Origin of the sequence: Pseudomonas sp. Ant30-3, from assembly GCF_000690905.1 — a bacterium.
Lineage (GTDB): Bacteria > Pseudomonadota > Gammaproteobacteria > Pseudomonadales > Pseudomonadaceae > Aquipseudomonas.
The window spans coordinates 18,454-45,287 of record NZ_JMCL01000107.1 but is presented as its reverse complement, the minus strand read 5'-3'; the positions used below and the strand labels follow the sequence as shown (position 1 = coordinate 45,287).

At 59.6% G+C, this 26,834-nt stretch carries 21 protein-coding genes; all 21 read left to right on the top strand.

The genetic code is table 11. The features are described from left to right. Positions 1-42: 42 nt before the first annotated feature. Positions 43-1,188: a tRNA 2-thiouridine(34) synthase MnmA gene (gene mnmA / locus DU29_RS0123800; RefSeq protein ID WP_028623964.1), complete on the top strand. Its 1,146-nt coding sequence runs from the start codon at positions 43-45 to the stop codon at positions 1,186-1,188. Next, entirely contained in the window at positions 1,185-1,808 is a 624-nt protein-coding gene (gene hflD, locus DU29_RS0123795) for a high frequency lysogenization protein HflD (protein WP_028623963.1), read from the top strand. Before mnmA ends, hflD begins: the two co-directional genes overlap by 4 nt. A gap of 115 nt (positions 1,809-1,923) precedes the next feature. Then, the gene (purB, locus tag DU29_RS0123790; RefSeq protein WP_028623962.1) at positions 1,924-3,294 is read left to right on the top strand and encodes an adenylosuccinate lyase; all 1,371 of its coding nucleotides are present in this window, start codon (positions 1,924-1,926) and stop codon (positions 3,292-3,294) included. An 86-nt stretch (positions 3,295-3,380) separates the two neighbouring features. Next, entirely contained in the window at positions 3,381-4,550 is a 1,170-nt protein-coding gene (locus DU29_RS0123785; protein WP_028623961.1) for a ribosomal protein uL16 3-hydroxylase, read from the top strand. Then, positions 4,543-4,968 (top strand): GNAT family N-acetyltransferase, encoded by a 426-nt coding sequence (locus tag DU29_RS0123780; RefSeq protein ID WP_028623960.1) that lies wholly within the window; start codon positions 4,543-4,545, stop codon positions 4,966-4,968. The genes DU29_RS0123785 and DU29_RS0123780 overlap by 8 nt, the downstream gene beginning before the upstream one ends. Before the next feature lie 334 nt (positions 4,969-5,302). Further along, positions 5,303-6,064, top strand: coding sequence for a secretin N-terminal domain-containing protein (locus DU29_RS0123775; RefSeq protein WP_028623959.1), 762 nt, complete (start codon positions 5,303-5,305; stop codon positions 6,062-6,064). A gap of 473 nt (positions 6,065-6,537) precedes the next feature. Continuing rightward, on the top strand, positions 6,538-7,863 hold the full coding sequence (gene aceA, locus DU29_RS0123770; RefSeq protein ID WP_028623958.1) for an isocitrate lyase: 1,326 nt from the start codon (positions 6,538-6,540) through the stop codon (positions 7,861-7,863). A gap of 627 nt (positions 7,864-8,490) precedes the next feature. Then, a complete protein-coding gene (locus DU29_RS0123765; protein WP_003223812.1) occupies positions 8,491-8,904 on the top strand; it encodes an NADH-quinone oxidoreductase subunit A in 414 nt (137 codons plus the stop codon). 10 nt (positions 8,905-8,914) lie between these two features. Beyond that, positions 8,915-9,589 (top strand): NuoB/complex I 20 kDa subunit family protein, encoded by a 675-nt coding sequence (locus DU29_RS0123760; protein WP_010458867.1) that lies wholly within the window; start codon positions 8,915-8,917, stop codon positions 9,587-9,589. A gap of 72 nt (positions 9,590-9,661) precedes the next feature. After that, positions 9,662-11,446, top strand: a complete 1,785-nt coding sequence (gene nuoC, locus DU29_RS0123755; RefSeq protein WP_028623957.1) for an NADH-quinone oxidoreductase subunit C/D — start codon at positions 9,662-9,664, stop codon at positions 11,444-11,446. Positions 11,447-11,448: 2 nt separating this feature from the next. Next, positions 11,449-11,946, top strand: a complete 498-nt coding sequence (gene nuoE, locus DU29_RS0123750) for an NADH-quinone oxidoreductase subunit NuoE (RefSeq protein ID WP_028623956.1) — start codon at positions 11,449-11,451, stop codon at positions 11,944-11,946. After that, positions 11,943-13,301: an NADH-quinone oxidoreductase subunit NuoF gene (nuoF, locus tag DU29_RS0123745; RefSeq protein ID WP_028623955.1), complete on the top strand. Its 1,359-nt coding sequence runs from the start codon at positions 11,943-11,945 to the stop codon at positions 13,299-13,301. Before nuoE ends, nuoF begins: the two co-directional genes overlap by 4 nt. 138 nt (positions 13,302-13,439) lie before the next feature. Further along, positions 13,440-16,154 carry an NADH-quinone oxidoreductase subunit NuoG gene (gene nuoG / locus DU29_RS0123740; protein WP_028623954.1) on the top strand — a complete coding sequence of 905 codons (2,715 nt, stop codon included), beginning with the start codon at positions 13,440-13,442 and terminating at the stop codon, positions 16,152-16,154. Next, positions 16,151-17,158 (top strand): NADH-quinone oxidoreductase subunit NuoH, encoded by a 1,008-nt coding sequence (gene nuoH, locus DU29_RS0123735; protein WP_028623953.1) that lies wholly within the window; start codon positions 16,151-16,153, stop codon positions 17,156-17,158. Before nuoG ends, nuoH begins: the two co-directional genes overlap by 4 nt. Before the next feature lie 9 nt (positions 17,159-17,167). Next, positions 17,168-17,716, top strand: coding sequence for an NADH-quinone oxidoreductase subunit NuoI (gene nuoI, locus DU29_RS0123730; protein ID WP_028623952.1), 549 nt, complete (start codon positions 17,168-17,170; stop codon positions 17,714-17,716). Between the two features lie 9 nt (positions 17,717-17,725). Beyond that, complete coding sequence (nuoJ, locus tag DU29_RS0123725; protein ID WP_028623951.1) at positions 17,726-18,229, top strand: NADH-quinone oxidoreductase subunit J; 504 nt, start codon at positions 17,726-17,728, stop codon at positions 18,227-18,229. 2 nt (positions 18,230-18,231) lie between these two features. Then, a complete protein-coding gene (gene nuoK, locus DU29_RS0123720; RefSeq protein ID WP_010458852.1) occupies positions 18,232-18,540 on the top strand; it encodes an NADH-quinone oxidoreductase subunit NuoK in 309 nt (102 codons plus the stop codon). Next, entirely contained in the window at positions 18,537-20,390 is a 1,854-nt protein-coding gene (gene nuoL / locus DU29_RS0123715; protein WP_028623950.1) for an NADH-quinone oxidoreductase subunit L, read from the top strand. Before nuoK ends, nuoL begins: the two co-directional genes overlap by 4 nt. 40 nt (positions 20,391-20,430) lie before the next feature. Then, positions 20,431-21,963: an NADH-quinone oxidoreductase subunit M gene (gene nuoM, locus DU29_RS0123710; RefSeq protein WP_028623949.1), complete on the top strand. Its 1,533-nt coding sequence runs from the start codon at positions 20,431-20,433 to the stop codon at positions 21,961-21,963. 7 nt (positions 21,964-21,970) lie between these two features. Then, entirely contained in the window at positions 21,971-23,434 is a 1,464-nt protein-coding gene (nuoN, locus tag DU29_RS0123705; RefSeq protein WP_028623948.1) for an NADH-quinone oxidoreductase subunit NuoN, read from the top strand. A gap of 586 nt (positions 23,435-24,020) precedes the next feature. Then, positions 24,021-26,747 carry an RHS repeat domain-containing protein gene (locus DU29_RS0123700; protein ID WP_028623947.1) on the top strand — a complete coding sequence of 909 codons (2,727 nt, stop codon included), beginning with the start codon at positions 24,021-24,023 and terminating at the stop codon, positions 26,745-26,747. Positions 26,748-26,834 lie beyond the last annotated feature (87 nt).

The following is a 26,834-nucleotide window of genomic DNA, read 5'->3' as shown; positions in this document are numbered from 1 at the left end:
TGCTAGAATCGCGTCCTTTTTCAAGACACTCGTTGAATCCCTATGCGTGATCCAGCCCCTTCTGACACACAAAAGAAGCGCGTCATTGTCGGTATGTCCGGCGGCGTGGACTCTTCCGTTTCCGCTCTCCTGCTGATCGAGCAGGGTTACGAAGTGGAAGGCCTGTTCATGAAGAACTGGGAAGAAGACGATGGAACGGAATACTGCACCGCGATGGACGACCTGGCGGACGCTCAGGCCGTGTGCGACAAGATCGGTATCAAGCTGCACACCGCCAACTTCGCCGCCGAGTACTGGGACAACGTGTTCGAGCACTTCCTGGCCGAATACAAGGCCGGTCGCACGCCAAACCCGGATATCCTCTGCAATCGCGAGATCAAGTTCAAGGCGTTCCTCGACTACGCGATGGTGCTTGGCGCCGACCTGATCGCCACCGGTCACTACGTGCGCCGTCGCGATATTGATGGCCGTACCGAACTGCTCAAGGGCCTGGATCCGAACAAGGATCAGAGCTATTTTCTGCACGCCGTCGGCGGCGAACAGATCGCCAAGACGCTGTTCCCGGTCGGCGAGCTGGAAAAACCCGAAGTGCGCGCGATCGCCGAGAAACACGACCTCGCCACCGCGAAGAAAAAGGACTCCACCGGCATCTGCTTTATCGGCGAACGCCGCTTCAGCGATTTCCTCAAGCAATACCTGCCGGCCCAGCCCGGCGAGATCAAGACCACCGAAGGTGAAGTGATCGGCCGTCACCACGGCTTGATGTATCACACCATCGGCCAGCGTCAGGGTTTGGGCATCGGCGGCTTGAAAGACGCCGGTGACGAGCCGTGGTACGTGCTGATCAAGGATCTGGAACACAACGAACTGATCGTCGGCCAAGGCAACGATCACCCGTACCTGTTCTCCCGCGCCCTGCTCGCTTCGGACATCTATTGGGTCAACCCGATCGATCTGAGCGAGCCCCGTCAGCTGACCGCCAAAGTGCGTTACCGCCAGAGCGACCAGCCCTGCACGCTGGAAAAAACCGCCAGCGGTTACCGCGCTACCTTTGATGACCCGCAGCGCGCAGTCACACCCGGTCAGTCCGTGGTGTTCTACGACGGTGAAATCTGCCTCGGCGGCGGCGTGATCGAAGTGGCCGAGCCGTGGACCAGCAGCCAGCCTTCCCAGAGCCAAGCTCAATGAATCCGACTCAGGAGCAACTGACGGCGCTGGGTGGCGTGTTTCTCGCCGCCGTGCTCGTCGACAAGATCGCCAAGACCGGGCAGACCACCGAAGCCGGTCTGACCTGCATGCTCGGCAGCCTGCTGATCCGCGACCCCAAAGACACGCTGGAAGTTTACGGCGGCGACGACCTCAATCTGCGCGAGGGTTATCGCGCCCTGATCGGCGCCCTCGAGCGTGATCCGAGCACCTTGCAGCGCGAACCGTTGCGTTACGCCTTGGCGATGCTCGGCCTCGAACGGCAATTGGCCAAGCGCGACGACATGCTGGACGAGATCGGCAAACGGCTGCCGCAGATCCAGTCTCAGGTCGAGCACTTCGGTACGGCGCACGAAAACGTCATCGCGGCCTGCGGCGCGCTGTATCAGGACACCCTGAGCACCCTGCGCCAGCGAATTCAGGTGCACGGTGACATGCGCAACCTGCAGCAACCGAGCAATGCTTCCAAGATCCGCGCCTTGCTGCTCGCCGGTATTCGTTCGGCGCGCCTGTGGCGGCAGCTGGGTGGTCATCGCTGGCAATTGGTGATCAGCCGTCGCAAATTGCTCAAAGAGCTGTACCCGCTGATGCGCAACGGCTGAGCCACCCTTTGTAGTCTGTAACGCGTAAGACGCTGGTCAGTTGGCAACGGACCGGCGAATTTTTTCATGTATGATACGCGCCCCATTTCGTTGCCCGACTGTCCGAGAACACCCCATGCAGCTTTCTTCGCTCACTGCGGTTTCCCCTGTTGACGGCCGCTACGCCGGCAAAACCCAGGCCCTGCGCCCAATTTTCAGCGAGTACGGCCTGATCCGTGCTCGCGTTCTGGTTGAAGTGCGCTGGCTCCAGCGCCTGGCCGCTCACTCTGCCATCAGCGAAGTGCCGGCGTTTTCCGCCGGAGCCAACGCTGTGCTGAACACCCTGGCGGAAAACTTCTCTCTGGATCACGCCGAGCGCGTCAAAGAGATCGAGCGCACCACCAACCACGACGTCAAAGCGATCGAATACCTGCTCAAAGAGCAGGCGGCCAAGCTGCCGGAACTGGCCGCTGTCAGCGAATTCATCCACTTTGCCTGCACCAGCGAGGACATCAATAACCTGTCCCACGCGTTGATGCTGCGCGAAGGCCGTGATGATGTGATGCTGCCGCTGATGCGCCAGACCGCTGAGGCCATCCGCGAGCTGGCCATCCGTTTCGCCGACGTGCCGATGCTGTCGCGCACCCACGGTCAGCCGGCGTCGCCGACCACCCTGGGCAAAGAGCTGGCGAACGTGGTTTACCGCCTGGAGCGTCAGATCGCTCAGGTCGCTGCCGTCCCTCTGCTGGGCAAGATCAACGGCGCTGTCGGCAACTACAATGCACACCTGTCGGCCTATCCGGAAATCGACTGGGAAGAAAACGCCCGCGCCTTCATCGAAGACGAGTTGGGCCTGGGCTTCAACCCGTACACCACGCAGATCGAACCGCACGACTACATCGCCGAGCTGTTCGACGCAATCGCGCGCTTCAACACCATCCTGATCGACTTCGACCGGGACATCTGGGGCTACATTTCCCTGGGTTATTTCAAGCAGCGCACTATCGCTGGCGAAATCGGTTCGTCGACCATGCCGCACAAGGTCAACCCGATCGACTTCGAAAACTCCGAAGGCAACCTGGGCATCGCCAACGCGCTGTTCCAGCACCTCGCGAGCAAGCTGCCGATCTCGCGCTGGCAGCGTGACCTGACCGACTCCACCGTGTTGCGCAACCTCGGTGTCGGTTTCGCGCACAGCGTGATTGCCTACGAAGCCAGCCTCAAAGGCATCAGCAAACTGGAGCTCAACGCGCAGAAGATCGCCGCTGACCTGGATGCGTGCTGGGAAGTACTGGCCGAGCCGATCCAGACGGTCATGCGTCGCTACAACATCGAAAACCCGTACGAAAAGCTGAAAGAATTGACCCGTGGCAAGGGCATCAGCCCTGAAGCGCTGCAAACTTTCATCGACGGTCTGGACATGCCAGCCGCGGCCAAGGCCGAGCTGAAATTGCTGACCCCGGCCAACTACATCGGCAACGCTGTGGCACAAGCCAAACGAATCTGATCGACCGCTGTACCCGTTTGAGACGCCCGGCTGCGCCGGGCGTTTTTATTCCCGTCTGAAAAATACTTTTTTTCAATAGGTTACACATGAATCCTGATATTCCTCTTCAACTTCTGGGTGGCATCACGGCGCGCGAGTTCCTGCGCGACTACTGGCAGAAAAAACCGCTGCTGATCCGCCAGGCAATCCCTGATTTCGAAAGCCCGATCGATGCCGACGAACTGGCCGGCCTGGCGCTGGAAGAAGAAGTTGAATCGCGCCTGGTGATCGAGCACGGCGAGCGCCCCTGGGAATTGCGCCGCGGCCCGTTCGCTGAAGACGAATTCAGCAAATTGCCGGAAACCGAGTGGACCCTGTTGGTACAAGCCGTCGACCAGTTCGTGCCAGAAGTCAGCGAGATGCTCGAGCAGTTTCGCTTTCTGCCGAGCTGGCGCATCGACGACGTGATGATCAGCTTCGCCGCTCCCGGTGGCAGCGTGGGTCCGCACTTCGACAACTACGATGTGTTCCTGCTGCAGGGCCACGGCAAGCGCAACTGGAAAATCGGCCAGATGTGCGATTCCGAGAGCCCGCTGCTGGAACATGCCGACTTGCGCATTCTTGCCGATTTCCAGGCCACCGATGAATGGGTTCTGGAACCGGGCGACATGCTTTACCTGCCACCGCGCCTGGCTCATTGCGGCGTAGCGATCGATGACTGCATGACGTACTCGGTGGGTTTCCGTGCGCCGAGCGCCGCTGAAGTACTGACCCACTTCACCGACTTCCTCAGCCAGTTCCTGACTGACGAAGAGCGTTACACCGACGCCGATGCGCTGCCTGCCGTCGACCCGCACCAGATCCAGCACGATGCCCTTGATCGCTTGAAGAGCCTGCTGTCCGAACACATGAGCGACGAGCGTTTGTTGCTGACCTGGTTCGGCCAGTTCATGACCGAGCCGCGCTACCCGGAACTGGTGGTCGGCCCGGAAGAAATCGAAGAAGAAGACCTGCTCGCCAGCCTTGAGCAAGGCGCGGTGCTGATTCGCAACCCGAGTGCGCGCCTGGCCTGGTCCGAAGTCGATGACGACTTGCTGCTGTTCGCCAGCGGCCAGAGCCGTTACCTGCCGGGCAAACTGCGCGAGCTGCTGAAGATGATTTGCGCCGCAGATGCGCTGCACATCGACAACCTTGGCGATTGGCTGAACTATGAAGACGGTCGCGGCCTGCTGTGTGAACTGATCAAGCAAGGAAGCCTGGGGTTTGCTGATGAATAAAATTCACGTACGTGTCGCAGACTGGCAAAAGGACAACGCCGAGATCCGGCGCATTCGTGAGACGGTGTTCATCGCCGAGCAATCCGTTCCACCTGAACTGGAATGGGATGCAGACGACGCGACAGCGGTGCATTTTCTGGCCTTCGAAGGCGACTTCCCGATTGGCACCGCTCGGTTGCTGGCCGATGGTCACATCGGTCGGGTGTCGGTGCTGAAAGACTGGCGCGGTTTGAAGGTTGGCGATGCGCTGATGCAGGCAGTGATCGGTGAAGCCGAGAAGCGCGGCTTGAAGCAGCAGATGCTCAGCGCACAAGTGCAGGCCACGGCCTTCTATGAGCGCCTGGGCTTCAGCCTGGTCAGTGAGGAGTTTCTGGAAGCAGGGATTCCGCATGTGGACATGGTGCGGCATTCCGGCTGAGACCGAGTCGCGGCCATCGCGAGCAGGCTCACTCCCACAGTGATTGATGGTGAATTGGAGATTGCAGCAACACCATCAATCCTGTGGGATTGATGGTGAATTGGAGATTGCAGCAACACCATCAATCCTGTGGGAGTGAGCCTGCTCGCGATGAGGCCCGGAACAACACCACCAAACGCCCTGCCATCCACCGATGCCGGGGCGTTTTGCTGTCCGGGATTCAACTTGCCCCACGCCGGGCCGACAAACTGGCAATATCAATCGAAGGGCAAGATCAAAGATCGCAGCCTTCGGCAGCTCCTACGGGCTAATTTATTTGTTGGAGATAACGGACATGTCCCTACGCACCCTGCTCACTACCTTGCTGCTGACCTGCAGCTTTCCGGTCATGGCTGCCACCGAAATCGTGCCGCTGAACTATCACACCAGCGCCGACATGCTGCCGATGGCGCAGGATTTCATTGGCAAGGACGGTCAGGTCAGCGCCTACGGCAACCAGCTGATCGTCAACGCCGATCAGCGCAAGATCGACGAACTCAAAGCCCTTGTCGCCCAGCTCGATACCGCACCAAAGCGCTTGTTGATCACCGTCGACACCAATGAGAACAACGTTCAGGGCGATCAAGGCTACTCGGTGAACGGTGCCAGACCGAGCCAGACCCGAATCATCAATCGCAGCACCAGCAGCCGTGACGGCGGCATTCAGCAAATCCAGGCCAGCGAAGGTGCGCCGGCGCTGATCCAGGTCGGCCAGAGCGTGCCGCTCACCAGCAGCCGCACCGATTCCTATGGCGATCTGCAAAGCCAGACCGAATACCGAAACGTCACCCAGGGTTTCTATGTGACCGCCAGCGTCACCGGAGACATCGTTCACCTGTCCATCAGCACCAATCGTGACCGCATGAGCCAGGAACGTCCTGATGTAGTGAACGTGCAAAGCACCGACACAACCGTCACCGGACGTCTCGGCGAATGGATCATGCTGGCCGGTGTAAACCGCCAGAACCAGGCCGACAAACAGGGCGTGACCCGCAGCTACTCGACTCAAGGCCGGGACGACATGACGTTGCGGGTCAAAGTCGACACCTTGGACTAAACCACCGAAAACTGACTGATTAGTCGTATTAGACCAAAGATGTAGTGCCTGAAAAAAAGCACTACAAAACGTTTGACGAGCCAAAAAAGCAAAGGCATGATGGCCTCGCTCCCGCTAATCAGGGGCCCTGGCAAGGGCCTTCGAAGCGATGCTCGCACCTACCCCGTGAGCCGTTTCGTGTCTGTACCGCCCACAAGGTGTGTTTGACGAGGTTGCCGACTGGAACGAAGTTGTCCCGAGGGACGGAAGCGTAATTAGGTAACCAGGCTCCACGCTGATGTTTGCACCAAGGCCCACGACGCCCGAATGCGCTCGCCAGTTCGCCCTTACCTGCTCACTTCCCCTCGAGCCCATCGTTCATCCCGTCGCCACCCCTGCCAAATCCGACTTGACCGCCTAAGCTTCTGGTCAGCGAGCGCATAGCTTCCACCGCAGAACAACTTTCCATACAAGACGCGACGAGGTTTTTCCCCATGGCACTGACACGCGAACAGCAAATTGCAGCCCTCGAAAAAGACTGGGCTGAAAACCCGCGCTGGAAAGGCGTGACACGCGCTTACTCCGCTGCCGACGTCGTCCGTCTGCGTGGCTCGGTCCAACCTGAGCACACCTTTGCAAAAATGGGCGCAGAGAAGCTCTGGAACCTGGTCACCCAAGGTGCCAAGCCGTCCTTCCGTCCCGAGAAAGATTTCGTCAACTGCATGGGCGCCCTGACTGGCGGCCAGGCTGTACAGCAAGTCAAAGCCGGTATCCAGGCCATCTACCTGTCGGGCTGGCAAGTGGCTGCGGACAACAACTCCGCTGAATCGATGTACCCGGACCAGTCGCTGTACCCGGTGGACTCGGTTCCAACCGTGGTCAAGCGCATCAACAACTCGTTCCGTCGTGCTGACCAGATCCAGTGGAAAGCCGGCAAAGGCCCGGGCGACGAAGGTTACATCGACTACTTCGCACCGATCGTGGCTGACGCTGAAGCCGGTTTCGGTGGCGTTCTCAACGCTTACGAACTGATGAAAAGCATGATCGAAGCAGGCGCCGCCGGCGTTCACTTCGAAGACCAACTGGCTTCCGTGAAGAAATGCGGCCACATGGGTGGCAAGGTGCTGGTTCCAACCCAGGAAGCTGTGCAGAAGCTGACCGCTGCTCGCCTGGCTGCAGACGTTGCCGGCACGCCGACCATCATTCTGGCGCGTACCGACGCTAACGCCGCTGACTTGCTGACGTCCGATTGCGACCCGTACGACCAGCCGTTCGTGACTGGCGAACGTACTCAGGAAGGCTTCTACAAAGTGCGCGCCGGTCTCGATCAGGCCATCGCTCGCGGCTTGGCTTACGCACCGTACGCTGACCTGATCTGGTGCGAAACCGCCAAGCCGGATCTGGACGAAGCCCGTCGTTTCGCGGAAGCGATCAAAAAGGAATACCCGGACCAACTGCTCTCGTACAACTGCTCGCCTTCCTTCAACTGGAAGAAAAACCTGGACGACGCGACCATCGCCAAGTTCCAGCGCGAACTGTCCGCCATGGGTTACAAGCACCAGTTCATCACCCTGGCCGGCATTCACAACATGTGGCACAGCATGTTCAACCTGGCGCACGACTACGCCCGCAACGACATGACTGCCTACGTGAAACTGCAAGAGCAGGAGTTCGCTGACGCCTCCAAGGGTTACACCTTCGTGGCTCACCAGCAGGAAGTCGGCACCGGCTACTTCGACGACATGACCACCGTGATCCAGGGTGGCTCGTCTTCGGTCACCGCGCTGACCGGTTCGACTGAAGAAGAACAGTTCCACTGATCTGATTCGCTTGAGCAAACGGCCGCTGCGGACCGAATAGAAAGCTAACCGCAACGTCGCACTACTGACGCCCCGACTGGTCCGGGGCGTTTTTTTGCCCGCGATTTACCCACAACACAACTCCTTTGTAGCAGCTGCCGAAGGCTGCGTCCGACTGCGAAGCAGTCGTAAATCCGTAACTGCGCATCAGGCACGATGCGCAGACTGGTCTTGCGAGGACTTAGTCCTCGAACGCAGCCTTCGGCAGCTGCTACGAGTGAATGCGCGGCCAATCGACCTCTCGTGCTACTTGCAATAACCGCTATATAAGACAACTTCCCACTTACGCACCCGATAAAAAGTTACAAAACTCGCTCAAACAGTAGTGATTATCATTCAGCGAGAACTATATCCGTTACATCTACAACAAAACTTAATTGATGAAAACCCGGCTAATGCCCGCATCGCATGGCCTGCGCGGCTTCGGGGGGGCGGTATGTCATTATTCTGCTAAATAATTTCGCTACAGGAATTTTACTTGCACCGTGTTGTGCCATAAAATCAGCGGGATTGATTGCTGCGACATATCGTCACTGCGTTGTTTTATTCAAGCTCAGAGACCTTTGCTCTCTGTTAAGGATTATCAGCATGCCCGAAGCGACAGGACTCATGGCCCACAACTGGGGCTTTGCCATTTTCCTTCTGGGCGTTGTCGGCCTCTGCGCCTTCATGCTGGGCGTCTCCAGCCTCCTTGGGTCAAAAGCCTGGGGCCGCAGCAAAAACGAACCGTTCGAGTCCGGCATGCTCCCTACAGGTGGCGCCCGCTTGCGGCTCTCAGCCAAATTCTATCTGGTCGCGATGCTCTTCGTGATCTTCGATATCGAAGCCCTTTTTCTCTTTGCCTGGTCTGTGTCCGTCCGCGAAAGCGGCTGGACCGGATTCGTCGAAGCTCTCGTTTTCATAGCAATTCTGTTGGCAGGTCTTGTCTACCTGTTCCGAGTGGGCGCCCTTGACTGGGCTCCGGAAGCTCGTCGCAAGCGGCAGGCGAAGCTGAAACAATGAGGCTTTGGCAATGCAATACAATCTCACCAGGATCGACCCCGATGCTCCTAACGAGCAGTATCCGATTGGCGAGCGGGAAACCGTTTCCGATCCGTTAGAAGATCAAGTTCACAAAAACATTTTCATGGGCAAGCTCGAAGACGTCCTTAACGGCACCGTCAACTGGGGGCGCAAGAACTCCCTGTGGCCGTATAACTTCGGCCTGTCGTGCTGCTACGTGGAAATGACCACCGCCTTCACGGCACCCCACGACATCGCGCGTTTTGGCGCCGAAGTTATCCGGGCATCGCCGCGTCAGGCGGATTTCATGGTTATCGCCGGTACCTGCTTCATCAAGATGGCGCCGATCATTCAGCGTCTCTACGAGCAAATGCTCGAACCTAAATGGGTTATCTCCATGGGTTCGTGCGCCAACTCCGGTGGCATGTACGACATCTACTCCGTCGTTCAAGGGGTGGACAAGTTCCTGCCCGTGGACGTCTACGTGCCTGGCTGCCCGCCCCGTCCCGAAGCTTTTCTGCAAGGCTTGATGCTCTTGCAAGAGTCGATTGGACAGGAGCGTCGTCCGCTTTCCTGGGTCGTGGGTGATCAAGGCGTTTATCGCGCCGAGATGCCTTCGCAAAAGGAACAGCGCCGCGAACAGCGAATCGCAGTCACCAACCTGCGCAGCCCCGACGAAGTCTGATCCAGCTCTGCTTCTTATATAGAACGAGAACCTGGCTTCATTCTTTACGTTGACCGAAAGCGATAAATAACCATGACTACAGGCAGTGCTCTGTACATCCCGCCTTACAAGGCAGACGACCAGGATGTGGTCGTCGAACTGAACAACCGATTTGGCCCCGAGGCGTTCAGCGCCCAGCCTACCCGCACCGGCATGCCGGTGCTTTGGGTTGCCCGCGCCAAACTCGTCGAAGTCCTGACCTTCCTGCGCAACCTGCCCAAGCCGTACGTCATGCTCTATGACCTGCACGGTGTGGACGAGCGTCTGCGCACCAAGCGTCAAGGGCTGCCAAGCGGCGCCGACTTCACCGTGTTCTATCACCTGATGTCGATCGAACGTAACAGTGACGTGATGATCAAGGTCGCTTTGTCCGAGAGCGATCTGAACGTGCCAACCGTTACCGGTCTGTGGCCCAACGCCAACTGGTACGAGCGTGAAGTGTGGGACATGTACGGCATCAACTTTGCCGGCCACCCGCACCTGACCCGCATCATGATGCCGCCAACCTGGGAAGGTCACCCGCTGCGCAAGGACTTCCCGGCCCGCGCTACCGAATTCGATCCGTACAGCCTGACGCTGGCCAAGCAGCAGCTTGAGGAAGAAGCCGCGCGCTTCAAGCCTGAAGACTGGGGCATGAAGCGTTCCGGGGCGAACGAGGACTACATGTTCCTCAACCTCGGCCCTAACCACCCTTCAGCGCACGGTGCATTCCGCATCATTCTGCAGCTGGACGGTGAAGAGATCGTCGACTGCGTGCCGGACGTTGGTTACCACCACCGTGGCGCCGAGAAGATGGCCGAGCGTCAGTCGTGGCACAGCTTCATTCCGTACACCGACCGTATCGACTACCTCGGCGGCGTGATGAACAACCTGCCTTACGTGCTCTCGGTCGAGAAGCTGGCCGGCATCAAGGTGCCCGAGAAGGTCGACGTCATCCGCATCATGATGGCCGAGTTCTTCCGGATCACCAGCCACCTGCTGTTCCTGGGTACTTACATCCAGGACGTCGGCGCCATGACTCCGGTGTTCTTCACTTTCACCGATCGTCAAAAGGCGTACACGGTGATCGAAGCGATTACCGGTTTCCGTCTGCACCCGGCCTGGTACCGCATCGGCGGCGTCGCGCATGACCTGCCACGCGGCTGGGAAAAGCTGGTGAAAGACTTCGTCGAGTGGATGCCAAAGCGTCTGGACGAATACCAGAAAGCCGCTCTCGACAACAGCATCCTCAAAGGCCGGACTATCGGCGTCGCCGCCTACAACACCAAGGAAGCCCTGGAATGGGGCGTCACCGGTGCTGGCTTGCGTTCGACCGGTTGCGACTTCGACCTGCGTAAAGCGCGCCCGTATTCCGGCTACGAGAATTTCGAATTCGAAGTGCCGCTGGCCGCCAATGGCGATGCCTACGATCGTTGCATCGTGCGCGTGGAAGAGATGCGCCAGAGCATCAAGATCATCGAGCAGTGCATGCGCAACATGCCGGAAGGCCCGTACAAGGCGGATCACCCGCTGACCACGCCGCCACCGAAAGAGCGCACGCTGCAGCACATCGAGACCCTGATCACGCACTTCCTGCAAGTTTCGTGGGGCCCGGTCATGCCGGCCAACGAATCTTTCCAGATGATCGAAGCGACCAAGGGCATCAACAGTTATTACCTGACGAGCGATGGCGGCACCATGAGCTACCGCACCCGGATTCGTACCCCAAGCTTCCCGCACCTGCAGCAGATCCCTTCGGTGATCAAAGGCAGCATGGTCGCGGACTTGATTGCGTACCTGGGTAGTATCGATTTCGTTATGGCCGACGTGGACCGCTAAGCATGAACAGCACGCTTATCCAGACAGACCGTTTCACCCTCAGTGAAACCGAGCGCTCGGCCATCGAGCACGAGTTGCATCACTACGAAGACCCGCGCGCGGCGTCGATCGAAGCCTTGAAGATCGTCCAGAAGGAACGTGGCTGGGTGCCCGATGGCGCGCTCTACGCGATCGGCGAGATCCTCGGCATCCCGGCGAGCGACGTTGAAGGCGTGGCGACTTTCTACAGCCAGATCTTCCGTCAGCCGGTTGGCCGCCACATCATTCGCGTCTGCGACAGCATGGTCTGCTACATCGGCGGCCATGAATCGGTGGTCAGCGAAATCCAGAGCAAACTCGGCATCGGCCTCGGCCAGACTACCGCCGACGGTCGTTTCACGCTGCTGCCGGTCTGCTGCCTCGGCAACTGCGACAAGGCGCCGGCGTTGATGATCGACGACGACACTTTCGGTGATGTGCAGCCTGCCGGCGTTGCCACACTGCTCGAGGGCTACGTATGACCCTGACTTCCTTTGGTCCTGCCAACCGCATCAAGCGTTCGGCCGAGACTCATCCGCTGACCTGGCGCCTGCGTGACGACGGCGAGGCTGTGTGGCTCGACGAGTATCAGGCCAAGAACGGTTACGCCGCTGCGCGCAAGGCTTTCTCTGACATGGCCCAGGACGATATCGTCCAGACCGTGAAAGACGCCGGCCTCAAAGGTCGCGGCGGTGCAGGCTTCCCCACGGGCGTGAAGTGGGGCCTGATGCCCAAAGACGAATCCATCAACATCCGCTACCTGCTGTGCAATGCGGACGAGATGGAACCGAACACCTGGAAAGACCGCATGCTGATGGAGCAACTGCCGCATCTGCTGATCGAAGGCATGCTGATCAGTGCCCGCGCGCTGAAAACCTACCGTGGCTACATCTTCCTGCGTGGCGAATACACCACTGCCGCCAAGCACCTGACCCGTGCCGTGGAAGAAGCCAAGGCCGCAGGCCTGCTGGGTAAAAATATCCTGGGCAGCGGCTTCGATTTCGAGCTGTTCGTCCACACCGGCGCCGGGCGTTACATCTGCGGTGAAGAAACCGCGCTGATCAACTCCCTCGAAGGACGCCGCGCCAACCCGCGCTCCAAGCCGCCCTTCCCTGCCGCTGTTGGCGTGTGGGGCAAGCCGACTTGCGTGAACAACGTGGAAACCCTGTGCAACGTGCCGGCGATCATTGCCGACGGCGTTGACTGGTACAAATCGTTGGCCCGTGAAGGCAGTGAAGACATGGGTACCAAGCTCATGGGCTTCTCCGGCAAGGTCAAGAACCCCGGCCTGTGGGAATTGCCGTTCGGCGTCACCGGTCGCGAGCTGTTCGAAGACTACGCCGGCGGCATGCGCGACGGCTTCACCCTCAAGGCCTGGCAGCCAGGCGGCGCCGGTACCGGTTTCCTCTTGCCGGAACACCTCGACGCACAAATGTATGCCGGCGGCATCGCCAAGGTGGGCACCCGGATGGGTACCGGCCTGGCCATGGCGGTGGACGACAGCGTCAACATGGTTTCCCTGCTGCGCAACATGGAAGAGTTCTTCTCCCGTGAGTCGTGCGGCTTCTGCACCCCGTGCCGTGACGGTTTGCCGTGGAGCGTCAAGCTGCTGCGCGCCATCGAAAACGGCGAAGGTCAGGCTGGCGACATCGAGACCCTGCTGGGTCTGGTCGGTTTCCTCGGCCCGGGCAAGACGTTCTGTGCTCACGCACCGGGCGCCGTGGAGCCGTTGGGCAGCGCAATCAAATACTTCCGCCACGAGTTCGAGGCCGGCATCGCGCCAACCCGCGCAGGCGACCTCCATCAAGTGGTAACGCCAACCATGGTCGGCGTGTAAATGCTTAACCAGGCGAAGGGTCCGTGCCCTTCGCCTTGTCGTTCGATGACGCCTTTGACGGGCTGTTTTGATTCGTCCGAACAACAAGATTCCATTAGCCACGCCCGCTGACACCGGGCCAACGAAGAACTTTGAACCATGGCCACTATCCACGTAGACGGCAAAGAGCTCGAAGTCGACGGGGCAGACAACCTGTTACAGGCATGTCTGTCGCTAGGCCTCGATATCCCGTATTTCTGCTGGCACCCAGCCCTAGGCAGCGTTGGCGCTTGCCGCCAGTGCGCGGTCAAGCAGTACACCGACGAGAACGACAAGCGTGGTCGGATCGTCATGTCCTGCATGACTCCTGCCACCGACGGCAGCTGGATCTCCATCGACGACGAAGAGGCGAAGGTATTTCGCGCCAGCGTCGTCGAATGGCTGATGACCAACCACCCGCACGACTGCCCGGTCTGTGAGGAAGGCGGTCATTGCCACCTGCAAGACATGACGGTGATGACCGGCCACAACGAGCGCCGTTATCGCTTTACCAAGCGCACTCACCAGAATCAGCAACTGGGCCCGTTCATTTCCCACGAGATGAACCGCTGCATCGCTTGCTACCGCTGCGTGCGCTTCTATAAGGACTACGCCGGCGGCACCGACCTCGGCGTATTCGGCGCCCACGACAACGTGTACTTCGGTCGCGTTGAAGACGGCACCCTCGAAAGCGAGTTCTCCGGCAACCTCACCGAGGTCTGCCCGACCGGTGTGTTCACCGACAAGACTCACTCCGAGCGCTACAACCGCAAGTGGGACATGCAGTTCTCGCCGAGCATCTGCCATGGCTGCTCCAGCGGTTGCAACATCTCCCCGGGCGAGCGCTACGGTGAACTGCGCCGGATCGAAAACCGCTTCAACGGTTCGGTCAACCAGTACTTCCTGTGCGACCGTGGCCGTTTCGGCTATGGCTATGTCAACCGCGAAGACCGGCCACGTCAGCCATTGCTGGCCGACGGTGCCAAACTGAGCCTCGACCAAGCGCTGGATAAAGCCGCCGACCTGCTGCGCGGTCGCAATATCGTCGGCATTGGTTCGCCGCGCGCCAGCCTCGAGAGCAACTACGCGTTGCGCGAGCTGGTCGGCGCCGAGCACTTCTACTCCGGTATCGAAGCCGGGGAGTTGGCGCGTATTCGTCTGGTCATGCAGGTGCTGAAAGACAGCCCGCTGCCGATCCCGAACATGCGCGACATCGAAGACCACGACGCGATCTTCGTCCTCGGCGAAGACCTGACCCAGACCGCTGCGCGCATGGCGTTGTCCCTGCGTCAATCGGTCAAGGGCAAAGCCGAAGACATGGCCGACGCGATGCGCGTTCAGCCGTGGCTGGATGCTGCGGTGAAGAACATCGGTCAGCACGCGCTGAACCCGCTGTTCATCGCCAGCCTGGCTGAAACCAAGCTCGACGATATTGCCGAAGAATGCGTACACGCTGCACCTGACGATCTGGCCCGCATCGGTTTCGCCGTGGCGCACGCCCTCGACGCCAGCGCCCCAGCGGTCGAAGGCCTGGACACGGAAGCCCTCGACCTGGCTCAGCGCATTGCCGACGCCCTGCTCGCGGCCAAACGTCCGCTGATCATCGCCGGTACCTCGCTGGGTTCCAAGGCGCTGATCGAAGCGGCCGCCAACATCGCCAAAGCACTGAAGCTGCGCGAGAAGAACGGTTCCATCAGCCTGATCGTGCCAGAAGCCAACAGCCTCGGCCTGGCCATGCTCGGTGGTGATTCGGTTGACGACGCGTTGCAAGCCGTGATCGACGGCAAGGCTGATGCCCTCGTCGTGCTGGAAAACGACCTGTACACCCGCACGGACAAGGCCAAGGTCGATGCTGCCCTGAACGCTGCGAAAGTGCTGATCGTCGCCGACCATCAGAAAACCGCCACCAGCGATCGCGCGCACCTGGTTCTGCCCGCCGCGAGCTTCGCCGAAGGCGACGGTACGCTGGTCAGCCAGGAAGGCCGCGCCCAGCGCTTCTTCCAGGTGTTCGATCCGAAATACATGGACGCGAGCATCCTGGTTCACGAAGGCTGGCGCTGGCTGCATGCCCTGCGTGCGACCCTGCTGAACCAACCGATCGACTGGACCCAGCTGGATCACGTCACCGCTGCCGTCGCTTCGAGCACGCCGCAACTGGCGCGCATCGTCGACGCTGCACCGTCGGCCGCGTTCCGCATCAAGGGCATGAAACTGGCCCGTGAACCGCTGCGTTATTCCGGGCGTACTGCCATGCGCGCCGACATCAGCGTGCATGAACCGCGTACGCCGCAGGACAACGACACCGCGTTCAACTTCTCGATGGAAGGTTACTCGGGCTCGGTTGAACCGCGTCAGCAAGTGCCGTTTGCCTGGTCTCCGGGCTGGAACTCGCCGCAAGCGTGGAACAAGTTCCAGGACGAAGTCGGTGGTCACATCCGCGCTGGCGACCCGGGCACCCGCCTGATCGAAAGCAACGGTGATTCGCTGAACTGGTTTGCCGCCGTACCGCGTGCGTTCAACCCGGCACCGGGCACCTGGCAGGTCGTGCCGTTCTTCCACCTGTTCGGCAGCGAAGAAAATTCTTCGAAAGCCGCACCGGTTCAGGAACGCATCCCTGCCGCTTATGTGTCGCTGGCCAAATCCGAAGCCGATCGCCTGGGCGTCAATGACGGCGCGCTGCTGAGCCTGAACGTTGCCGGCCAGACCCTGCGTCTGCCGCTGCGCATCAACGAAGAGCTGGGCGCCGGTCTGGTGGCATTGCCTGCGGGCATCGCCGGTATTCCGCCAGCGATTTTCGGCAAATCCGTTGACGGTCTGCAGGAGGCAGCTCAATGACCTGGTTCACGCCTGAAGTGATTGACGTGATCATCGCGGTCCTCAAGGCCATCGTGATTCTGCTCGCCGTTGTGGTGTGCGGCGCGCTGCTCAGCTGGGTCGAGCGCCGTCTGCTCGCCCTCTGGCAGGACCGTTACGGTCCGAACCGCGTCGGCCCGTTCGGCGCGTTCCAGATCGCGGCCGACATGATCAAGATGTTCTTCAAGGAAGACTGGACGCCGCCGTTCGCCGACAAGATGATCTTCACCCTGGCACCGGTGGTGGCGATGAGCGCCCTGCTGATTGCCTTCGCGATCATCCCGATCACCCCGACCTGGGGCGTGGCGGACATCAACATCGGCATCCTGTTCTTCTTCGCCATGGCCGGTCTGTCGGTCTACGCGGTGCTGTTCGCTGGCTGGTCGAGCAACAACAAGTTCGCCCTGCTGGGCAGCTTGCGGGCCTCGGCACAGACCGTGTCGTACGAAGTGTTCATGGGCCTGTCGCTGATGGGCATCGTGATCCAGGTCGGCTCGTTCAACATGCGCGACATCGTTGAATATCAAGCGCAGAACCTATGGTTCATCATCCCGCAGATCTTCGGTTTCCTGACCTTCTTCATCGCCGGCGTCGCCGTGACTCACCGTCACCCGTTCGACCAGCCGGAAGCGGAGCAGGAACTGGCCGACGGTTACCACATTGAATACGCCGGCATGAAATGGGGCATGTTCTTCGTTGGCGAGTACATTGGCATCGTGCTGATTTCGGCGCTGCTGGTGACCTTGTTCTTCGGTGGCTGGCATGGCCCGTTCGGCATTCTGCCGCAGATCCCATTCATCTGGTTCGCGCTGAAAACCGCGTTCTTCATCATGATCTTCATCCTGTTGCGCGCCTCGATTCCGCGCCCACGGTATGACCAAGTGATGGATTTCAGCTGGAAGTTCTGCCTGCCGCTGACCCTCGTCAACATGCTGGTGACCGCTGCGATCGTGTTGCTCAACACGCCCGCCGTCGCGGCTCAGTGAGGATAGAGAATCATGAAGTACATAATTGACATCGTGCATGGCTTCTTCACCCAGCTTCGCAGCCTGGTGATGATTTTCGGCCATGCCTTCCGCAAGCGCGACACGCTGCAGTACCCGGAAGAGCAGGTTTACCTGCCGCCGCGTTACCGTGGCCGTATCGTCCTGACCCGCGACCCTGATGGCGAAGAGCGTTGTGTAGCCTGCAACCTGTGCGCAGTGGCGTGCCCGGTGGGCTGCATCTCGCTGCAGAAAGCCGAAACCGAAGACGGTCGCTGGTACCCGGACTTCTTCCGCATCAACTTCTCGCGCTGCATTTTCTGCGGCCTCTGCGAGGAAGCCTGCCCGACCACCGCAATCCAGCTGACACCGGATTTCGAAATGGCCGAGTTCAAACGTCAGGACCTGGTTTACGAGAAAGAAGATCTGCTGATCTCCGGCCCCGGCAAAAACCCTGATTACAACTTCTATCGTGTTGCAGGTATGGCGATTGCCGGGAAGCCGAAAGGCGCCGCGCAAAATGAAGCCGAACCGATCAACGTGAAGAGCTTGCTGCCTTAAGGAAGAAAGATGGAATTCGCTTTCTATTTCGCATCGGGTATCGCTGTGGTTTCCACGCTTCGCGTGATCACTCACACCAACCCTGTGCACGCCCTGCTCTACCTGATCATTTCGCTGATTGCCGTGGCGATGACGTTTTTCGCCCTTGGCGCACCCTTTGCCGGTGTGCTGGAAGTGATCGCCTACGCTGGCGCCATTATGGTGCTGTTCGTGTTCGTGGTGATGATGCTGAACCTCGGCCCGGCCTCGGTTCAGCAGGAACGCGTGTGGCTCAAGCCAGGCATCTGGCTCGGCCCGGTGATCCTCGGCACCTTGCTGCTGGTTGAACTGCTGTACGTGCTGTTCAGCGATCAAAGCGGTCAGGCCATCGGCCACACCACCGTAGACGCCAAGGCCGTGGGCATCAGCCTGTTCGGTCCGTATCTGCTGGTGGTCGAACTCGCCTCGATGCTGCTGCTCGCTGCAGCCGTGACGGCGTTCCATCTCGGCCGTAACGAAGCCAAGGAGCAATGACGATGCCTGCTATCCCTTTGGAGCATGGTCTGGCGGTCGCCGGCATCCTGTTCTGCCTCGGTCTGGTCGGCCTGATGGTCCGCCGCAACATTCTTTTCGTGCTGATGAGCCTGGAGATCATGATGAATGCCTCCGCACTGGCCTTCATTGTTGCCGGTAGCCGTTGGGGTCAGCCGGATGGACAGATCATGTTCATCCTGGTGATCAGCCTCGCGGCCGCCGAGGCCAGTATTGGCCTGGCGATTCTGTTGCAGCTGTATCGCCGCTTCCACACTCTCGATATCGACGCTGCCAGCGAGATGCGCGGATGAATCTTCTCTATCTGACTTTCGTATTCCCTCTCATAGGTTTCCTGCTGCTGTCGTTCTCTCGGGGACGCTTCTCGGAAAACCTTGCCGCGTTGATCGGCGTCGGCTCCATCGGCCTGTCTGCGCTCGTCACCGCTTATGTGATCTGGCAGTTCAACGTTGCCCCGCCGGAAGGCGGCCACTACACCCAGGTGTTGTGGCAGTGGATGGCGGTGGAAGGCTTCACGCCGAACTTCGCGCTGTACCTGGATGGCCTGTCCGTGACCATGCTGGGTGTGGTGGTGGGCGTCGGCTTCCTGATTCACCTGTTCGCGTCGTGGTACATGCGCGGTGAAGCGGGCTACTCGCGCTTCTTCGCCTACACCAACCTGTTTATTGCCAGCATGCTGTTCCTGATTCTCGGCGATAACCTGTTGTTCCTGTACTTCGGCTGGGAAGGCGTGGGCCTGTGCTCGTACCTGTTGATCGGTTTCTACTACAGCAACCGCAACAACGGTAACGCCGCACTCAAAGCCTTCATCGTGACCCGCATCGGCGACGTGTTCATGGCCATCGGCCTGTTCATCCTGTTCCAGCAACTGGGCACGCTGAACATCCAGGAACTGCTGGTGCTGGCACCGCAGAAATTCCAGGCCGGCGACTTCTGGATGGTCATGGCCACCTTGATGCTGCTGGGCGGCGCTGTCGGTAAATCGGCGCAACTGCCGCTGCAAACCTGGCTGGCGGATGCGATGGCCGGCCCTACCCCGGTGTCGGCACTGATTCACGCCGCGACCATGGTAACCGCCGGTGTTTACCTGATCGCCCGTACCCACGGTCTGTTTACGCTGGCCCCGGACATTCTGCATCTAGTGGGAATTGTTGGTGGCGTGACCCTGGTCCTGGCCGGTTTTGCCGCACTGGTGCAGACCGACATCAAACGCATCCTCGCCTACTCGACCATGAGCCAGATCGGCTATATGTTCCTGGCGCTGGGCGTGGGTGCGTGGGATGGTGCGATCTTCCACCTGATGACCCACGCCTTCTTCAAGGCGCTGCTGTTCCTTGCGTCCGGTGCGGTGATCGTTGCCTGCCACCACGAGCAGAACATCTTCAAGATGGGCGGCCTGTGGAAGAAACTGCCACTGGCCTACGCCAGCTTCATCGTCGGCGGCGCGGCATTGTCTGCCCTGCCATTGGTCACTGCAGGCTTCTACTCCAAGGACGAAATCCTCTGGGAAGCGTTCGCCAGCGGCAACCACGGTCTGCTTTACGCAGGTCTGGTCGGTGCGTTCATGACCTCGCTGTACACCTTCCGCCTGATCTTCATCGCGTTCCACGGTGAAGCGAAGACTGAAGCCCACGCAGGTCACGGCATCGCTCACTGGCTGCCATTGTCGGTGCTGATCGTGTTGTCCACCGTCATCGGCGCGATGATCGTTCCGCCGCTGCACGGTGTGCTGCCGCAAAGCGTCGGGCACGCCGGCGGCGATGCCAAGCACAGTCTGGAAATCGCTTCGGGCGCCATTGCCCTGGCCGGTATCCTGCTGGCCGCGCTGCTGTTCCTCGGCAAGCGTCGTTTTGTCACTGCAATCGCCAACAGCGGCATCGGCCGCTTCCTTTCGGCCTGGTGGTTCGCTGCCTGGGGCTTCGACTGGATCTACGACAAACTGTTCGTCAAGCCATACCTTGCGATCAGCCACGTACTGCGCAAAGACCCGCTCGACCAGACCATCGGTCTGATCCCGCGTATGGCCAAAGGCGGTCACAACGCCCTTAGCCGTACCGAAACCGGTCAACTGCGTTGGTACGCGGCATCGATGGCAGCCGGCTCCGTGCTGGTCATCGGCGCCATCGTGCTGGTAGCGGTCTGAATATGAACCTTGCGAACTTGCGAAAGGAATTGAGCCCGTCATGATTCTGCCTTGGCTAATCCTGATCCCCTTCATCGGCGGCCTGCTGTGCTGGATGGGTGAGCGCTTCGGCGCTACCCTGCCCCGCTGGATTGCGCTGATCACCATGTCCCTGTTGCTCGCCATCGGCCTCTGGCTGTGGGCAACCGGCAACTATTCATTTGCCCCGGCGCCTGGCGCCGATCCGACCTGGGCGCTTGAGTTCAAGCACATCTGGATCGCGCGGTTCGGCATCAGCGTGCATTTGGCCCTCGACGGCCTGTCGCTGTTGATGATCATGCTGACCGGTCTGCTGGGTATCCTCTCGGTACTGTGCTCGTGGAAAGAAATTCAACGTCACGTTGGCTTCTTCCACTTGAACCTGATGTGGATCCTGGGCGGCGTTGTCGGCGTGTTCCTCGCCCTCGACCTGTTCATGTTCTTCTTCTTCTGGGAAATGATGCTGGTGCCGATGTATTTCCTCATCGCGCTCTGGGGTCACAGTTCTTCGGACGGCAAGAAAACCCGGATCTACGCAGCAACCAAGTTCTTCATCTTCACTCAGGCTTCCGGCCTGATCATGCTGGTGGCGATCCTCGGTCTGGTGCTGGTCAACTTCAACGACACCGGCGTGATCACCTTCAACTACGCCGATCTGTTGAAAACCAAGATGTCGCTGACCACCGAGTACATCCTCATGCTCGGTTTCTTCATCGCTTTCGCGGTGAAGCTGCCGGTCGTGCCGTTCCACTCGTGGTTGCCTGACGCTCACGCCCAGGCGCCAACGGCCGGTTCGGTCGACCTGGCCGGTATCCTGTTGAAGACGGCGGCCTACGGCTTGCTGCGTTTTGCCCTGCCGCTGTTCCCGAATGCCTCGGCCGAGTTTGCGCCGATCGCCATGACCCTCGGTCTGATCGGGATTTTCTACGGCGCGTTCCTGGCGTTCGCACAAACCGACATCAAGCGTCTGATCGCCTTCTCGTCCGTTTCCCACATGGGTTTCGTGCTGATCGGCATCTACTCCGGCAGCCAGCTGGCCTTGCAGGGCGCGGTGATGCAGATGCTCGCGCACGGTGTTTCCGCCGCAGCACTGTTTATCCTCAGTGGTCAGTTGTACGAGCGCACTCATACCCGCGACATGCGTGAAATGGGTGGTTTGTGGTCGAAGATCGCTTACCTGCCGGCACTCAGCCTGTTCTTCGCCGCCGCTTCGCTGGGCTTGCCGGGCACTGGTAACTTCGTGGGTGAATTCCTGATCCTGATGGGCAGCTTTGCCGCCGCGCCATGGATCACCATCATCGCCACGACGGGTCTGGTTTTCGGTTCGGTCTACTCGCTGATCATGATCCACCGCGCGTACTTCGGTCCGGCCAAATCGGACGCGGTCATGCACGGTATGGACGGACGCGAAATGATCATGGTGGTCGGGCTGGCGGTGCTGCTGATTTATCTCGGCGTGTACCCGCAACCGTTCCTCGATACCTCTGCTGCGACGATGCATGGCGTGCAGCAATGGCTCGGCACCGCCTTCTCTCAACTCGCTTCGGCCCGGTAAGAGCGCTATGGAATTCACGACTCAACACTTTATCGCGCTGGCGCCGCTGCTCATCACCACCATCACGATCATCGTGGTGATGCTGGCGATCGCCTGGCGCCGCAACCACTCGCAGACCTTCCTGATTTCCGTGGCAGGTCTGAACCTGGCGCTGCTGTCGATCCTGCCTGCCTTGAAAGTCGCGCCATTGGCCGTGACCCCATTGCTGCAGATCGACACCTTTGCCTGCCTGTACATGGCGCTGATCCTGGTCGCCACCCTCGCCTGTGTGACCCTCGCCCACGCCTACCTCGGCGATGGCGGTTCGGGTTACCCGGGCAACCGTGAAGAACTTTACCTGCTGATCCTGATGTCCGCCCTCGGCGGCCTGGTTCTGGTCAGCGCGCAGCACCTGGCGGGGTTGTTCATCGGTCTAGAGCTGCTCTCGGTACCGGTTTACGGTCTGGTGGCCTATGCCTTCTTCAACAAGCGTTCGCTGGAAGCCGGCATCAAGTACATGGTGCTGTCGGCCGCCGGTTCTGCGTTCCTGTTGTTCGGTATGGCCCTGCTCTACGCCGATTCCGGCAGCCTGAGCTTCACCGGCATCGGTCAAGCGCTGGCGACCACCGGCCTGCCAAGCTCCCTGGCGCAGATGGGCCTGGGCATGATGTTGATCGGTCTGGCGTTCAAGTTGTCGCTGGTACCGTTCCACCTCTGGACCCCGGACGTCTACGAAGGTGCTCCGGCACCGGTGGCAGCGTTCCTGGCGACCGCCTCGAAAGTCGCGGTGTTTGCGGTGATGGTGCGTCTGTTCCAGATCTCCCCTGCTGCCAGCAGCGGTGTACTGAGCGACGTGCTGACCGTCATCGCCATCGCGTCGATCCTGTTCGGCAACCTGCTGGCCCTGACGCAAAGCAACCTCAAGCGTCTGCTGGGTTACTCGTCCATCGCTCACTTCGGTTACCTGCTGATCGCCCTGGTGGCGAGCAAGGGTCTGGCCGTGGAAGCGATCGGCGTGTACCTGGTCACCTACGTGATCACCAGCCTCGGCGCATTCGGCGTGATCACGCTGATGTCCTCGCCGTACAACGGCCGCGACGCCGATGCCCTGTACGAATACCGCGGCCTGTTCTGGCGCCGTCCGTACCTGACCGCCGTGCTGACCGTGATGATGCTGTCCCTGGCCGGCATCCCGCTGACCGCAGGCTTTATCGGCAAATTCTACATCATCGCCACCGGCGTCGAGTCGCAGCAATGGTGGCTGGTCGGTTCGCTGGTATTGGGCAGCGCCATCGGCGTCTTCTACTACCTGCGCGTGATGGTCACCCTGTACCTGATCGAGCCGAACCTGCGCCGCCACGATGCGCAACTGCATTGGGAACAGAAGGCAGGCGGCGTGATGCTGCTGGCGATTGCTTTGGTTGCGTTCTTCCTGGGTGTGTATCCACAGCCGTTGCTGACACTGGTTCAGCAGTCCGGGTTGGCGGGTTGATGAGTTAGCTGCATTGCGTGGTACAAAAACGGCACCTTCGGGTGCCGTTTTTTTTGCTTCAACATTGAAAGACCACAGCCTCGTTTCACTCGACAGCTCTTACGTTGAAATGCATCCGCTGCGGTATTGAGAGACGATTGGGATATGAGCTGAATGATCCACTCTAGCGCGGCATGAAAACCTCTAATAAACCAAACTACCAGGAACTATAGGTTCTATTCATCCGCCCTCAACTGTCATCTTTGACAGCTGACATCGCTATCCATTGTCGCTAGTTTGACTCTGCCTGCCATACACCAATGCCGCCTCCTCTGGCAGCGCCGGCCACGCATCTGCATCCCCCGCCGCGTTACATCAATGATCACTCCTTGCGGGGCACGCCTTTTACGATCAACAGTTCTAAGACGCGGCGGGCCGACCGCCCACCGAGACGGTGCTGGCAGAAATGCTGCAAGGCAATCCGCCGCAATTGAAGTCGTTACGCTGAGTGCTGCATTACCGCACCTGGGTACACCGAGGCCGTTGATGAGAACGACCTGTTTGGACCACCACCGAACAATGGCGAAGGAACCGGGGGGACAAGTTCTTGAACAGGGATTCGAATACGCCGAGCATGACAGTTATCGACGGTCGCGGCTTGCCGGTGCGGCAGATTGCGTACTGGCGCCATAGTGTCGAAGCCGAAGCGCTGATCACACAGCAGCATCATGACGCGTGCGGATGGCTTGTGGCAAAGCGCGATCCACGATTGATGACTGATGCCTCGGCGCGCGCCAGCCTGGCCATATTTTACTCGCTGTCCGGCCAGGTGCTGAGTACGCTCAGCGTCGATGCCGGGTGGCGAGCCAGCCTGCTGGGGGAAGCCAATCAGCTTGTTCATGGCTGGGATGGCCGGGGCAGTCACCGTCGAATCGAATATGACAGGCAACTGCGACCCAGGGCGCTGTTCGAGCAGGCACTGGATGGCGAACCGTTGTGCACGGAGCGGTATAGTTATGGTGGCAGCAACCAGGCAATCGCCGCACGCAACCAGTGCGGGCAACTGATTCGTCACGATGATCCGGCGGGCATGCGGTTATTTGCGCAGTCAGGCCTGACGGGTGAGGTTTTAGAGCAAACCCGGCATTTTCTGCGCGTACTGGACTCCCCCGACTGGCCCGCACTTGTGGCCGAGCGCGACTTGTTGCTTGAGACCGGTGCCGGTGCCACCAGCCGCTCGGTTTTCAATGCGCTGGGCACGTCCATTCAGCAGACAGACGCCATGGGCAACCATCAATATTTTAGTCAGAACCGCGATGGCCAATTACGCGAGGTCCGCCTGCAACTGGAAAAGGGTTGCGCACCAAAAACTCTGGTCAGCGCCATCCAGTACAACGCGCAGGGCCTCACTGAACGAGAGGTCGCTGGCAACGGCATCGTTACCTCGCGGCAATACTCGCCCGAAGACGGTCGTCTGACCCGGCTGCAAAGCCAACGCGGCAACGACGTCCTGCAAGACTTGCGTTATGCCTACGACCCGGTGGGCAATGTTCTGAGCATCGAAGACGCTGCCCTGCCCATCCGCTACTTCGCAAACCAGCGAATCGAACCGACCATCTGCTACGTTTATGACACTCTCTATCAGTTGATCAAAGCGACGGGATGGGAAACCGGCGGCCCCAATCAGGGTCCGCGGTTTTCGTCTTTCAACGATCCCGCAGCCTGCGCCCATTACACCCAGACCTACCGCTATGACCGCGCAGGCAACCTGCTGGAGTTGACCCACGAAGGTCCGCAAAACCATGGCCATCGTCTGCTCGCCGCCGCGCAAAGCAACCGCTGTTTACCAGTGGTTAATGGCGTGGAACCGGATGAGAACGAGTTTCGCAAGGGCTTCGATGACAACGGCAATTTGCTCAGCCTGCAACCGGGGCAGTTGCTGGACTGGGACCTGCGCAACCAGTTGCGCGAAGTGCGACCGGTTGAGCGTGATCCCGGCGCAGACGATAGCGAGCGTTACGTCTACGGCGCTGACGGCATGCGCCTGCGCAAAGTGCGCTCGACCCAGAGCCATGCCCGAACGCTGACTGCTGAAGTTCGTTACTTGCCGAATCTGCAAATCCGCACCCATAGCGGTACGGGTGAAGTGTTGCAGGTGATCAGCGTCCAGGCCGGGCGCAGCAGTGTGCAGGTATTGCACTGGGAGTCCGAGCCACCCAAAGACATTGTCCACGATCAGCAGCGATACAGCCTGAGCGATCATCTGGGGTCATGCACGCTGGAACTCGACGGCGCAGGTCAGATGATCAGCCACGAGCGCTATCACCCGTTCGGTACCACGTCCTGGTTTGCCGGGCGCGGGGAAGTTGAAGCGAGTTATAAAACGCTGCGCTATTCGGGGAAAGAGCGCGATGCGACGGGGCTTTATTATTACGGGTTCAGGTATTACGTGGCGTGGTGGCAGCGTTGGCTGAATCCGGATCCATCTGGCGCTAGCGATGGTCTGAATCTCTATGGATTCTGTGGAAACAACCCGATCGGCAGAATTGATCCCGACGGGCGCATGTGGCGTAACACCGATGAGATTTCGATGGACAGTGCACTTGAGCAGTATCTGGACAACGAGCCGGGCTTGAGACTCAATTATGGCCTCCCGGCGGTCAGCTTTGCGCCTCCTGAACTAGACGATGATGAGCCGATGGATGATCAACAGTCGCCGGAATCACCTCAGAGCCAAGACTCGCCAGGTGAGTCCTCCCCAGAAAGTCCCGGAAATCCCGGAAGCCCCGATAGCCCGCCGCCCCCGACAGAAGATCAGAAGACTATTCTCAAGCTCTTGAACGGAGCTGCCCCTCAACTGCGTTTCGACTGGAACAGCAGAGGTTTGATTTTCAGGGACAATTTTGGCGGAAAAGTCTACCGCGCAGACCAGAGAGAACCTGATGAAGTACTTCGGGATGGATTCACTGCTTCGGAGGAATTCACAGGTGTTGCAAAGATGATCAGCGGAGATGCCCTGATTGTGTCTGAAACCCTTGAGGGGGCACTATTTTATGCAGCCACAGGTAGTCGGGAATATTACCTCTATGAAATCGATGCCACTGATGTGAGAGGCGCGTCTTTGATGGAGAACCTGGTCATGAATAATTTGGTAATGCTGGCGCATCTCGATGCCGCTCCGGGCGACAGCCCATCCGATCAGACTGGATTGGCCAACAGCATGCATGAGACGCATTTGGATCATGGTGATCTGATACATCACGGCCGTCCTATTGTTTCGCTGGGGCGGCTAACGGATGCAGTCGAACGGGTTCGTCATGCAATGAACCTCTGATCAGTGAATGCTGAACCCACAAATTCTGTGGTTTACGGATGATCTCAAAGCAATGCGCAATTGTGGGGGGCGTGCTCGCGACAGCTC